The organism is Pseudoalteromonas sp. SG44-5 (assembly GCF_014164175.1).
GTDB classification, from domain to species: domain Bacteria; phylum Pseudomonadota; class Gammaproteobacteria; order Enterobacterales; family Alteromonadaceae; genus Pseudoalteromonas; species Pseudoalteromonas nigrifaciens.
Genome location: NZ_JACJES010000008.1, coordinates 44026 through 57594 on the forward strand (window position 1 = coordinate 44026; position 13569 = coordinate 57594).

A 13569-nucleotide genomic window follows, 5' to 3' on the forward strand; every position below is an offset into this window, starting at 1 on the left:
GGGCAGGTTTCAGGCAGAGATTAAACTAAAATCGGTGTTTAAGTTGCTCGTAGGCGGGGCTTTATGCCGCGCTTGTTAAAATTAAAAAACTGATCGAGGTAAACTCCCGTCTACAAGTAGGTCTATATCACTTATCTATAGCTTAAAAGCTAGAACCTTATATCTAACGCTTTTAATATTTTTATAATTTATTTCCTGCTTCCCTCACATTGCTCAAAAAACAAACTACTCTTTTAACAATAGTTATTTGTAACTAAAAATACACTCAATATAATCAACTTTTTTACTATTTAAAAAATAAAACAAATAAAAAAGCATTGTAATTGCGCCTTTTACATTTATAAATTATCCTTCAGCGATATATCACCCTAAGGGAATATCATTCAAATGAGTCAGCAAAAACAAGCGATAGTCGACCAGGAAGTTACTTTTGGTATTGATGAAGAACTACTCTCTACTACAGACTTGCAAGGAGTTATAACTTACGCAAATGATAACTTTTGTAAAGTTGCTGGGTATACATTAGACGAGCTAGTAGGTAATAACCATAGTATGGTGCGCCACCCTGATATGCCCAAAGCTGCGTTTGCCGATTTATGGTCTAATTTAAAAAATGATATTGCTTGGCGAGGTGCAATTAAAAACAGATGTAAAAATGGTCAATACTACTGGGTTGACGCATTTGTAACGCCAATTTATGAAAATGGAAAAAAAATAGGCTATCAATCTGTTAGGCGCCGACTATTACCTGAGTACTTAAACAGCGCAGAAAATCTGTATAAGCGTATTAATAGTGGCAAGTCTATAAATACATTTACTCATAATCTGTCGGCACTCAAACTCCCTCTATATTTATGCTTTAGTGCACTTTTTGCTTGGTTAGCTAGTTATTCACTGTGGTTTATTTTGCTGTTTATTCCTCTGCCATTTGTTATTTATTATGATCAGCTCGTTTTATCACAGCGATACCTTAAAAAAAGAAAAACTGAGTCAGACAGTATCTCTCGCCATGTGTTTTCGGGCAGTAATATATTTAGTTTTGCTGATTTTCAAATTAAATTACTCGAAGGAAAAGTCACTACAATAGTAGGGCGGATCATCGATGGAACATTGAGTTTAGAAAAGGGTGCCAACTCGCTCAAAGCCGTTGCTCAAAAATCTAAATTGGGAGTTGAAAAAGAAGCTGCAGAGCTACATCAGGTTTCGTCAGCGGTTGAGCAAATGGTTAACTCAATTGATGAAGTTGCCAAAAGTACTGTTATAACTACCCAGAAAGTAAATCAAGCGCATTCAAATTGTGAAGCAGCTACGCAGGCTATGTCGCAAACTATGGATAAAGTTTCTTTACTCGCAAATGAGGTAGATAATTCAGCTAATTCAGCAACAGAATTAGCCAAAGAGGCAGGTAAAATTGGCGATATCATGCAAGAAATTCAAGGTATTGCAGATCAAACTAATTTACTTGCGTTAAACGCAGCCATAGAGGCAGCGCGTGCTGGAGAGCATGGTAGAGGTTTTTCTGTCGTTGCAGATGAAGTTCGCGCACTATCAAGTAGAACCCACTCTGCCACTGAGCAAATACAAACATCTATAGCAGAAATGCAGTCAACGTTATTAAGCTGGTCTAAAACGATGGAAGTTGGAAAAAATGCTGCAGAAGACTGTGTTAAAGAAACACGCCAAACACAAGAGGTAGTTTCTCAGGTTCATCTTTCTATTAGCGATATATCAGATCTCACGGGCCAAATATCTACAGCTGCCGAAGAACAAAGTATGGTATCGCAAGAGATTAGTCGTAACATTTACAATATTAGTGAAACCTCAAGCGAAAATCTAACTCAAGCACAATTAGTAGAAGTCGAATCAGATTCTATTGATAAACGCTCAAAAATGCTTGCATCATTAGGGCTATCTTTCAAAGTAGATTAAAGGGCGGGTAAGAGCAGGTTTCAGGCATTAGGTTTTAGGCAGAGATTAAGCCAAGCTCGGTGTTTAAATTACCCGTAGGCGGGGCTTTATGCCGCGCTTGCTAAAATTTGCGCGAGGTAAACTCCCGCTTACGGGGTGTGTTTGTTGTAGGCGGGGCTTTATGCCGCGCTTGCTAAAATTTGCGCGAGGTAAACTCCCGCTTACGGGGTGTGTTTGTTGTAGGCGTGGCTTTATGCCGCGCTTGCTAAAATTTGCGCGAGGTAAACTCCCGCTTACGGGGTGTGTTTATTGTAGGCGAGGCTTTATGCCGCGCTTGCTAAAATTTGCGCGATGTAAACTCCCGCTTACGGGGTGTGTTTGTTGTAGGCGTGGCTTTATGTCGCGATTATTAAGATCAAAAAAGCGCAAGGTAAATTTCCTACTACAAGTTCTGTATTTTTGTTTGTTTAATATGGGTTTTTAAAAGCGTAAAAATTTGAGAAGCAACGTAAGGAATTTAAAATTTTCTTGAGGAAAGAAAAATTGGGGCGATTGACGGGGCTTGAACCCGCGACAACCGGAATCACAATCCGGGGCTCTACCAACTGAGCTACAACCGCCACAACACACCTTGGTTGGTGTGAGGAGCATAATACATAAAGTATTAAAAGTTGTGAAGCAAAAAAGTGAAAAAAATTAAAAAAAGAGCGAAATAGCATGTTTAGTGTGTGTTTTGCACGAAAAGCAGTCAAGTTAACTAATGTTTTAATAAGTAACTGGATTAAAACTCATTTATGCAAACCCATTATGTAATGAATCTAAAATGTAAATAATATATAATTTGCCGATAAAATCAGATGAACGACTTTCAGGGACCACAAAATGGAATCGGTACTCAATTGGCTTAATGAAAACTCAGGCCTAATTTTACACTATGGAATACAAGCGGTAATAGCGCTGGTTATCTTTTTATTAGGTGGGCGAATTGCAAAATTTTGTGCAAACTTAACCGAAAAAGCATTCGACAAAAAGAAAGTAGACAAAGCAGTAGGCTCATTTGTTTCTAGTATTGTATTTGCCATAGTATTTATGGCGACCGTTTTAATGGCGCTGTCGCAAATAGGGATCGAAACAACCTCATTTATTGCTATTTTAGGTGCTGCTGGTTTAGCTGTAGGTTTAGCACTACAAGGCTCTCTTTCTAACTTTGCATCAGGCGTGCTGATTATTTTACTACGCCCTTTTAAATCGGGCGACTACGTAGAGGCAGGTAATAAAGCCGGCACTATTAAAAAAATCGAAATATTTTCAACAGAGCTGCGCACCCCAGATAACAAAGTTATCATAATGCCAAATTCAAAAATCATGTCAGATGCAATCGTTAATTACTCACGAGAGTCAACACGCCGTATAGATTTAGTAATTCGTGTAGATTACGATGCCGATTTACGCAAAGCGAAAGAAGTGCTTAAATCAATACTCGATAGCGAGTCACGCATTTTAAAAGATCCGGCTTATAACGTATCAGTATCTGAGCTTGCTGAATCAAGCGTAAACTTTATAGTTCGCCCGTGGGTTGAGTCAGCCGATTATTGGCCTACGTACTGGAGTTTACTCGAAGAAATTAAAATTATATTTGATGAGCAAGGGATCAATATTCCAGCTCCTCAAATGGATGTACATTTACGCAAACAAGATTAATTTACTTACAGCTATACAAAGGTTATTTTTAAATGAAACTAAAGCTTTTATCAATTTTAGTTGCAGCAACAGCAGCAACTAACGCATTTGCAGACGACGCTGAGCAAAAAACCTGGGAAGTTACCAGTGAGCTAGGCGCTATTATTACCAGCGGTAACACCGAAACCACCACACTTAAAGGTGGTATTAAGGTATTGCATCATCTAGAACGTTGGAATAATGAGTACAAAATCGACGGTATTTATAAAGAAGACGAAGTAGAAAACGACGATGGTACAAAAGACAAACAGCGTACTAACGAAAAATACGCTATTTCTGCACAAGGCAATTACAAATTAAATGAAAAACACTCGCACCTATTCATTTATGGTTCACACGTTTCAGACTATTTTGGTGCCTATAGAAGTGAGTCGGTAGTTTCTGCTGGTTATGGTTTGCGTTTATTAAACGAAAAAACCATGTGGTTAAGTGCCGAAATTGGTCCTGGTTATAAGTACTTTAAGTATCCAGATGTAAGCACAGAAGTTGACGAAAATGGTAATTCACTTGCTGGTGAATACGAAGGCGAAATTATTGCCTTAGGTAAATTAGATTACAACTGGAAGATTTCTGATAACGCTCGTTTTACGCAATTAGTAACAGTGGAGTATGGTGACACCAACACCAAAACACGTTCAGAAACTGCACTACTTGCTAAAATAAATGGTTCATTACAAATGAAGGTTGCTTACAATATTATTAACAACTCAGATGTTGCTGATGACAAAGAAAGCACCGACACAGAGACCTCGTTAACATTGGTTTACAGTTTTTAACTGATTTAACAAAACGCAGTATTTTAGTAACAAAGAAAGGGGCGTAAGCCCCTTTTTTATTCGTCTAATTATAAGTACAATGGCGGCCATTTCGGCTGTAGACTTAGGGAAATACCTACTCGTGAACGTTTTTAAATACTTATTTAGTGCTTTTATACTAATATGTTGTTTTAACACATTGGCTTTCACGCCAACTGCATCGCAATTAGAGCAATTTAAAAAGCTCCCTAAGTCTCAGCAAGAAGCGCTCGCAAAACAGTACGGCGTAGACTTATCTATAATGACCGGAGATAGCTCACTTGATCAAGGTAGTACAAAAAAACAGGGATACACCATTGGTGAGCGTCTAGACGATATAGAAAAAGAAGAAGGGCAATCAGAAGAAGAGCGCTTTAACCCAAATTTAAAAAAAGTAAAGCCTTTTGGGTACGGACTATTTTCTGGAGAGCCGACAACATTTATACCTAGCGAAACGGCAGCAGTACCTGATACATATTTGATTGGGGCTGGCGATGAATTACTAATTAACTTTTATGGCAAAGAAAGTAACAGCCTAGAAGTAATTGTTGATCGCGAAGGACGCATCAATATTCCCGACTTAAGTCCTGCTCAAGTAGCCGGTTTAACCTTCGCAGAAGTAAAAGATTTAATTACAGCGAAAGTAGAGCAAGAAGCAATTGGTGTTAAAGCGTTTGTATCGTTAGGTGAATTACGGAGTATGCGTATTTTAGTACTCGGTGAAGCTTATAAACCAGGTAGCTATAGCGTGTCGTCGATGACTACCGTTTCGCATGCATTATTTGTAAGTGGTGGCGTATCTGACATTGCTTCACTACGCAATATTCAAGTAAAGCGTTCGGGCAAAGTAGTAACCAATTTTGATTTATACGACCTACTTATCCATGGCGATAGTAGTAACGATATTGTATTAAAGCCAGGCGATGTAGTATTTGTTCCTTCCGTAGGCGAACAAGTATCTGTTGAAGGGTTAGTTAAGCGGCCCGCGATTTTTGAGCTTAAGAAAGGCGAAACAGCCACACAGTTGCTTAAAATGGCTGGTGGGCTAAAAGCAGACGCATATGCTAAAAATGTTTTAGTTGAACGCTATAATAATAATCGAAAAGAAGTTTTGTCTGTTGATTTCTCAGCTGAAAATATTAACTATATCCCGCAAGATGGTGACCATATTCGCTTTAACTCTATAAGTGCGCAATATAAAAATACAATTAGCTTAATTGGTGCAGTAGTCCGCCCAGGTAATTATCAGTGGCATAAAGGTAAGCGGATTTCTGACGTGCTAACATCGGTACGCGGTGACTTACTACCGCAAGCCGATTTAAGTTATGCGCTAGTAGTGCGCGAAGTAAATATAAGTGGCGACATACAAGTTCATCAATTTGATGTGGCACAAGCCATAGTTAAAAATAGCGAAAATGACATAACGCTAAATGCAAACGACAAAATAATAATATTTAGCCGCTTCGAAGAAGAAAAAACAGAAAAGCTTGCCCTAGAAAATATGGCATTAACTAAAGAGCAACAAGAGCAACAGAAAAAAACAGAACAATGGCATCAGTACGAGCAAACTGAGTTTGAAAAGTATGTAGGCGTTATCAAAGAAGAAAATAACCCTGAAATACAAGATGATAAAGAAAAGTCGCTAGCCGAAATTAGTAAGCGTAAAGCCAAAGAAGAGCTTATATTTGAAAATAAAGAATATGCGCTATTTAGCCGTAAAAAATTATTAGCGCCTATTTTAGCTAAATTAAAATTACAGGCTTCGGTTAATTCGGCAATGCAGCTGGTAGAAATTAACGGAAATGTAATGTTCCCAGGTGTGTATCCGTTAACAGTAGCGGGTAACGTTGATGATCTAGTTATTGCCGCAGGTGGATTGTTAGAATCAGCATACGTAGAACAAGCCGAAATCACTCGAATATCGACAACCGACGCTTCGCAAATAGAGCATGTTAAATTTAACTTAAAGCATGCAATGCAAGAAAATTCAAATAGTAATATCCCTTTGCGTAGCAAAGACAGTCTAAATATTTTTTCAATTCCTAATTGGCAAGAAAACGTAAAAGTCGAGCTTAAAGGAGAGCTTAAGTTTCCGGGCTCCTACACTATCCGTCGTGGCGAAACGTTAACTAATTTATTAGAGCGTGCTGGTGGTTTTTCACAATTTGCAGAGCAGAGAGCAGCTGTTTTCACGCGAAAGTCAATTAAACAGCAAGAGCAAGAGCAACTAGCTAGACTTGCTACAGAGCTGCGCCGCGATATAGCGTCAAAAAGCTTTCAAAGCTCTATAAGTAGTAACCGACTATCGTATGATGAAATGAATAAACTACTCAACGATCTTGCTAGTGTTGAAGCTGTAGGGCGTTTAGTTATTGATTTACCACTTATAGCAAATAACCAACAAAATTTAGTTTTACAGGATGGCGATATACTTTATGTGCCAAGTAAACGTGATTCTATTAGTGTAATTGGTGAAGTTAATTACTCAACCTCGCACTTATACCGAGCTGGCATAAGTGTCGACGACTATATAAATTTAAGTGGTGGCTTAAAAGAACGTGCAGATGAGGACCGTATTTATATCATTAAAGCCAATGGCTCAGTTAAAATTCCTACCACAGGCAACTGGTTTGTAGCTAATAGCTCAAACCAACTAGAGGCGGGTGATACTATTGTAGTGCCAATGGATGCTGGACACTTAGATAAGTTAACCTTGTGGAGTACAGCAACACAAATACTATATCAAATGGGTATTGCAGTTGCAGCCATTAGCGGTATTTAATCCAATGACACGCTTAGTCAAAAGTAATTAAGAAAGCTAAATTAACTTTAGCTTTCTTGTAGGTTAAATTAAATTTAATTAATAAAATCAGTACGTAGGAACTGTAACCTAGGGGCGGAAGCGTGTTTAAAGGACTAATAAATAGTTTTAGCTGTTAGTTATAAGACTTTAGTGAGGGATTGAACAAGTTTTCTGATGCGAAGTATTATGAACATCAATTAAAACTGATTTTATAAATAACAATAACTCGATTAAATAATCTGGTTACACAACTATTGATAGCTGATTTGATGAGATACTAATGAACAATCAAGGTGGAAAACTAAATAACGAAAAAATGGCAAGTAATATATATGTAGAAAATCACCATCTAACAGATGATGAAATTGACCTGCATGAGATTTTTTCTGTTATATGGCAGGGGCGATGGATAATTATTATAATAGTTTCTTTGTTTTCAATTGCTTCAGTAATTTATGCAATGAAACAACCAAATATTTATAAATCTGAAGCACTTTTAGCTCCTGCAGAGCAAGAGCAAGCAGGGGGGTTAGGAGCATTGGCAGGTCAGTTCGGCGGTTTAGCTAGTTTAGCCGGTGTAAACTTAGGCTCAAATGGAAGTGTAGATAAAACTCAAATGGCAATTGAGGTTTTAAAGTCACGTCAATTTACCAGTGATTTCATTCAAAAGCATAATATTCTTGCTGATTTAATGGCCGTTAAAGCTTGGGATATGAAAACTAATGAAATTATTTACGACGAGGAAATATTTGAAGCTAAGAGAAATAAATGGTTAAGAGAAGTAGAAGCACCTTTTAAGCCTAAGCCGTCAATGCAAGAGGCCTACAAAGTCTTCGAAAAAATTATCAACATTAAGAAAGATAATGAAACAGGAATGGTGAGCTTATCTATAGAGCATTTTTCGCCTATTATTGCGCAGCAATGGGTTAATTGGTTAATTACAGATATCAATCAAACAATGAAGGAGAGGGATGTAATTGAGGCAACTAAAAGTACGAACTTCTTGGCTCAACAGCTGGAACAGACAAAAATTGCTGACATACGTACGGTATTATATAAATTAGTTGAAGAGCAAACTAAAACTATAATGTTTGCTAATGTTCGTGCTGAGTATATATTTAAAACGATTGACCCTGCACTGGTACCAGAAGAAAAGTTTAAACCTCAACGTGCTTTAATTGTTTTAATAAGTACTTTTTTTGCGGGTGTACTAAGTGTGTTTTTTATTTTAATTAAGTTTTATATAGTAAGAAAATAATTTTATATAAGTTAGTGCGAATAGGAAGTTTTGACTTCGAATTTATTAAAAAGGGCCAATAGTGAGAATATTAGTTACGGGTGGTGCAGGCTTTATTGGTTCAGCTGTTATGCGACATATAATAAATAATACCAATGACTCAGTTATAAACTTAGATAAGTTGACATATGCAGGGAATTTAGAGTCACTTCAAGAAATATCCAACAGTGAGCGCTACTGTTTTGAGCAAGTTGATATTTGTGATAAGGCCGAGCTGGAGCGTGTGTTTGCTCAGCATAAGCCTGACGCTGTAATGCATTTAGCTGCAGAGAGCCATGTAGATCGTTCTATAACTGGTCCTGCAGAGTTTATACAAACTAATATTGTTGGCACTTATAATCTTTTAGAGGCAGCTCGAGAATATTGGAATACATTAACTGATACAGTAAAGGAAGCTTTTCGGTTTCATCATATTTCTACCGACGAAGTATATGGTGATTTACCTCACCCAGATGAACAGGAAGGGAATGCTTTGGGTAAAGAGCTACCGTTATTCACGGAACAAACTTCATATGCACCTAGCAGCCCATATTCAGCAAGCAAAGCCTCTAGCGATCATTTGGTACGTGCTTGGTTACGTACTTATGGTTTTCCGACTATTGTCACTAATTGTTCTAATAACTACGGGCCTTACCACTTTCCTGAGAAGTTAATACCACTTGTCATTTTAAACGCATTAGAAGGCAAGGAGTTACCTATTTATGGCAAAGGTGACCAAATACGTGACTGGCTATACGTAGAAGATCATGCTCGTGCACTTTATAAAGTGGTAACCGAAGGTAAAGTTGGTGAAACATATAACATCGGTGGCCATAACGAAAAGCAAAACATTGAAGTTGTTAAAAGTATTTGCAGTATTTTAGATACTTTAGTACCTAAGGATTCCCCGTACTCAGAGCAGATAACGTACGTGGCAGATCGCCCTGGACACGACAGACGTTATGCCATAGATTCATCAAAAATGAGTGCAGAGCTAAACTGGACACCGGTTGAAACCTTTGAAACAGGTTTACGTAAAACAATTGAATGGTATTTAGAAAACCAAAGCTGGTGTCAGAATGTGCAAGATGGTTCTTACCAACGAGAGCGCCTTGGTGAAATAAATACGCAAGATAAAGGAGAGTAACATGAAAGGAATTATCCTTGCTGGAGGCTCCGGCACTCGGCTTTATCCTATAACTATGGGGGTTTCTAAGCAGTTACTCCCAATTTATGATAAGCCAATGATTTATTATCCGCTATCGGTATTAATGTTGGCGGGTATTAGTGAAATTTTAATAATCACTACCCCAGATGATAGCGATTCATTTAAACGTTTATTAGGTGACGGTTCACGCTTTGGGATTGCACTCAGTTATACCATACAACCAAGTCCAGATGGCTTAGCGCAGGCGTTTATTCTAGGGGAAGAGTTTATTGCTGATGACGATGTATGTTTAGTGCTTGGTGATAACATTTTCTACGGGCAAGGCTTTACGCCAAAGTTAAAACATGCGGTAGAAAATGCTAAAAATGGTCAAGGTGCAACTGTATTTGGCTACCAAGTAAAAGATCCAGAACGCTTTGGTGTAGTAGAGTTTAATGAAAATCAAAAAGCAATTTCGATTGAAGAAAAGCCAACCAAACCCAAGTCGCACTTTGCAGTAACTGGGCTTTATTTTTATGATAATTCAGTAATAGAAATAGCAAAGCAAGTAGAGCCTTCAACGCGTGGTGAACTTGAAATTACCTGCCTTAATGAAATGTACCTAAAGCAAAATAAACTCAATGTAGAAATGCTTGGTAGGGGGTTTACATGGTTGGATACGGGCACTCATGAGAGTTTACTTGAAGCGGCTCAGTTTGTAGAAACAATTGAGAGATGCCAAGGATATAAAATAGCCTGTTTAGAAGAAATTGCATTTAATAATGGTTGGTTAACTGCTGAGAGTATAGCAGTAAAAGCTAAAGAAATGTCTAAAAATGGGTATGGTCTTTATTTAGCTGATTTATTAAAAAACGCATGAAATCTACAGCTAACAGTTTAAAGTGGAGTGCAATCGAACGATTAGCAACCCAGGTAATTCAATTAGTAGTTATGCTATTTTTAGCGCGAATGCTAGGCCCGCATGTATTTGGATTAGTGGGCATGCTAGCAGTATTTATTGCAGTGGGTCAGGTTTTTACAGATAGTGGCCTCACCTCAGCTTTAATACGTCATTCAGAACGAACTGAACTTGATTTTTCAACCGCATTTTATTTTAATATTTTTGTTAGCTTCTTTTGTTACGCAATACTTTTCTTCTCAGCTCCTTTTATTGCAAGTTTCTTTGAACAACCTCAATTAGTCTCTTTGGTTCGTGTACTTGCTTTGGTTGTTATTATTAATAGTTTTACAATTGTTCAAAGAGCAAAGTTAACTATTACTATGAACTTTAAAACACAAGCAAAAGCATCGTTACTAAGTGTCGGTATAAGTTGTATTATTGCTATATGGTTAGCTAAATCAGGGTATGGCGTATGGGCATTAGTAGGCCAAACATTAACGAATGCATTTTTTAATGTTATTTTACTTAATATATTTCATCCATGGTTCCCCAAAACAGGTTTTAGTAAACGTTCTTTTAATTACTTATTCAGTTTTGGCTCAAAGCTACTGGCTGCTTCACTACTCGATACTATTTTTAAAAATATATACCAAATGATTATTGGCAAGCAATTTAATACAGCTCAAGTGGGCTTATTTACCCAAGCCAACCAACTGTCAAGCGTACCAGCAATGACTCTTACTTCGATTATTCAACGTGTTACTTACCCAATGTTGAGTAATATACAAAATGAGACTGAGAAGTTTGAGTCAAATTATCTGTTAACTTTGCGGATGTCTGCTTTCGTTGTTTTTCCGCTAATGGCAGGTTTGGGTATTATTGCTAAACCATTTGTTGAGGTAGTGTTAGGAAGTGACTGGTCTGCAGCTGCTGAGTTGTTAATGATTTTGAGTTTTGCTTTTATGCTCTATCCAATTCACGCGATAAACTTAAACTTACTGCAAGTTAAGGGCCGTTCAGATATTTTTTTGAAGCTTGAGATAATCAAGAAAGCGTTAATTGTATTAATGTTGTTTATAACTATTCCCTTAGGAATTAAGGCAATCTGTGTGGGTTTGCTAATAAATACTTATGTGGCATTTTTTATAAATTCTTATTACACAGGCAAGTTTAGTAGATTAAAAATTCGTAATCAATTGGCTGCTCTTCTACCTATTTGGTTAATAGTATTAGCAAGCGCCTTAATTACATATAGTTTGGCCGCTGAGTTAGTCAAACTGTACTCGATGAGTGCTTATAGTCACCTAATGTTGATATTCGTTATAATGCCAGTGATGTATGCTGCTTTTGCTCGTTTTATGCAGAATGACTTATATAGCCAAATTATTAATATAGTTTTGAGCAGAAAGGTTTAATGTGAAAATGGATAAAATAACAGTAACTTCACCGTTGCTTCCTCCTTTAGAAGAAGTTACTCCTTACTTAGAGGATATATGGCAGCGAAAATGGCTAACCAATAGTGGTTATTATCATCAACAATTGGAAAAAGAACTCTGTAAATATTTAGGTGTTCCTTATATTAGCTTATTTTCTAATGGCACATTAGCGCTTATAATAGCGTTGCAATCACTTGAATTGAAAGGGGAGGTTATTACAACTCCTTACACTTTTGCAGCGACGGCACACGCTATCAAGTGGAACAATTTAACCCCTGTTTTTGTTGATATTGATCCAAATACGTTTAATTTAGATCCAGCTAAAATTGAAGCAGCTATAACAGAAAAAACCTGCGCGATATTACCAGTACATGTATATGGTATGCCTTGTAATGACAAGCTAATTAGTCAAATTGCAGCTAAGCATAATCTTAAGGTTGTTTATGATGCTGCCCATGCCTTTGCAAATAAAGAAAATGGCCAATCAATCCTAAGCTATGGTGATTTATCAATTTTGAGCTTTCATGCGACTAAAGCGTATTCCACGATTGAAGGGGGAGCTGTTGTTTGCAAAACATTAGAAGAAAAAACAAAGTTAGATAAACTTAAAAACTTTGGGTTTGAATCTGAAACTGAAATTAGCTTATGCGGGATGAATGCAAAATTAAATGAAGTACAAGCTGCCTTTGGTTTAGCTTCGTTACCTAAGGTTGATGAATCAATAAGAGCGCGCGCTCGCGTAGCAAAACTATATGATAAAGCGTTTTCTAAAGTGGCGGGTATTAAAATATTACATCGTGAAAACAATGTAGAACTGAATCATTCTTATTATCCCATCTTGGTTGATCAAGAAAAATTTGGCATAACGCGTGATAAGTTACTTGCTAAATTACAAGAGAAAAACATTTTTGCCAGACGCTATTTTTATCCTCTAATAACAGAATTTGATTTATATAAACGTTACTGTGGTCTCACTCCAGTTGCATCGGACATTTCAAAGAAAGTGTTATGTTTACCTATTCATGCAGAGTTAACATTGGCGGAGCAGGAAGTCGTGATATCAACTGTGCTTTTAAGTCGAAGAGCTGAAAAAAAATGAAGGTTATTTTAACGTACGGAACCTTTGACTTATTTCATGTTGGTCATGTTCGTTTACTAGAACGATTGGCAAGTTTGGGGGATAAACTTATTGTAGGACTCTCATCAGATGAGTTTAATAAAAGCAAAGGTAAAAGCTCTTTCTTTTCTTATGAAGAAAGAGCAGAAATTTTAGCTGCATGTAAGTATGTTGACTTAGTGATTCCAGAGCGTGAGTGGGAGCAAAAAGAGTCAGATATTAATAAATACAATGTAGATATTTTTGCAATGGGAGATGATTGGAAAGGCCATTTTGATTCATTAAGTTCACTTTGCCAGGTTGTATATTTACCAAGAACTAAAAGTATTTCAACATCAGAAATTAAAACCTTAATTGCAGATCTAAAAAAGAACGATTTAAATAAAGTTCAAAAAAGTCTAAATGACGCGATCGAAATTATTAAAAAACTTAATTACAGCGAGTAAG

Annotated in this window: 10 protein-coding genes and 1 tRNA gene; 10 read left to right on the forward strand and 1 reads right to left on the reverse strand. The window is 37.0% G+C overall.

The window, feature by feature from the left end; genetic code table 11:
- Positions 1-387 precede the first annotated feature (387 nt).
- On the forward strand, positions 388-1929 hold the full coding sequence (locus H5079_RS10530) for a PAS domain-containing methyl-accepting chemotaxis protein (protein ID WP_182684035.1): 1542 nt from the start codon (positions 388-390) through the stop codon (positions 1927-1929).
- A gap of 523 nt (positions 1930-2452) precedes the next feature.
- Here the strand turns inward: H5079_RS10530 and H5079_RS10535 are convergent.
- Positions 2453-2528 (reverse strand) — tRNA-His (locus H5079_RS10535).
- A 262-nt stretch (positions 2529-2790) separates the two neighbouring features.
- Between H5079_RS10535 and H5079_RS10540 the strand changes: the two genes are divergently transcribed.
- The 9 genes from H5079_RS10540 (at position 2791) to tagD (ending at position 13568) form a co-directional block, all read left to right on the forward strand.
- The gene (locus tag H5079_RS10540; protein WP_011327107.1) at positions 2791-3609 is read left to right on the forward strand and encodes a mechanosensitive ion channel family protein; all 819 of its coding nucleotides are present in this window, start codon (positions 2791-2793) and stop codon (positions 3607-3609) included.
- A gap of 32 nt (positions 3610-3641) precedes the next feature.
- Positions 3642-4424 (forward strand): YdiY family protein, encoded by a 783-nt coding sequence (locus H5079_RS10545; protein ID WP_089367703.1) that lies wholly within the window; start codon positions 3642-3644, stop codon positions 4422-4424.
- Between the two features lie 121 nt (positions 4425-4545).
- Positions 4546-7224, forward strand: coding sequence for an SLBB domain-containing protein (locus H5079_RS10550; protein WP_182684036.1), 2679 nt, complete (start codon positions 4546-4548; stop codon positions 7222-7224).
- Between the two features lie 301 nt (positions 7225-7525).
- Positions 7526-8503 carry a Wzz/FepE/Etk N-terminal domain-containing protein gene (locus tag H5079_RS10555; RefSeq protein WP_182684037.1) on the forward strand — a complete coding sequence of 326 codons (978 nt, stop codon included), beginning with the start codon at positions 7526-7528 and terminating at the stop codon, positions 8501-8503.
- A gap of 61 nt (positions 8504-8564) precedes the next feature.
- Positions 8565-9668: a dTDP-glucose 4,6-dehydratase gene (gene rfbB, locus H5079_RS10560; RefSeq protein WP_182684038.1), complete on the forward strand. Its 1104-nt coding sequence runs from the start codon at positions 8565-8567 to the stop codon at positions 9666-9668.
- Between the two features lies 1 nt (position 9669).
- Complete coding sequence (rfbA, locus tag H5079_RS10565) at positions 9670-10548, forward strand: glucose-1-phosphate thymidylyltransferase RfbA (RefSeq protein ID WP_182684039.1); 879 nt, start codon at positions 9670-9672, stop codon at positions 10546-10548.
- Complete coding sequence (locus H5079_RS10570; protein ID WP_182684040.1) at positions 10545-11984, forward strand: lipopolysaccharide biosynthesis protein; 1440 nt, start codon at positions 10545-10547, stop codon at positions 11982-11984. Before rfbA ends, H5079_RS10570 begins: the two co-directional genes overlap by 4 nt.
- 7 nt (positions 11985-11991) lie before the next feature.
- Positions 11992-13104, forward strand: a complete 1113-nt coding sequence (locus H5079_RS10575; protein ID WP_182684041.1) for a DegT/DnrJ/EryC1/StrS aminotransferase family protein — start codon at positions 11992-11994, stop codon at positions 13102-13104.
- On the forward strand, positions 13101-13568 hold the full coding sequence (tagD, locus tag H5079_RS10580) for a glycerol-3-phosphate cytidylyltransferase (protein ID WP_182684042.1): 468 nt from the start codon (positions 13101-13103) through the stop codon (positions 13566-13568). Before H5079_RS10575 ends, tagD begins: the two co-directional genes overlap by 4 nt.
- Position 13569 lies beyond the last annotated feature (1 nt).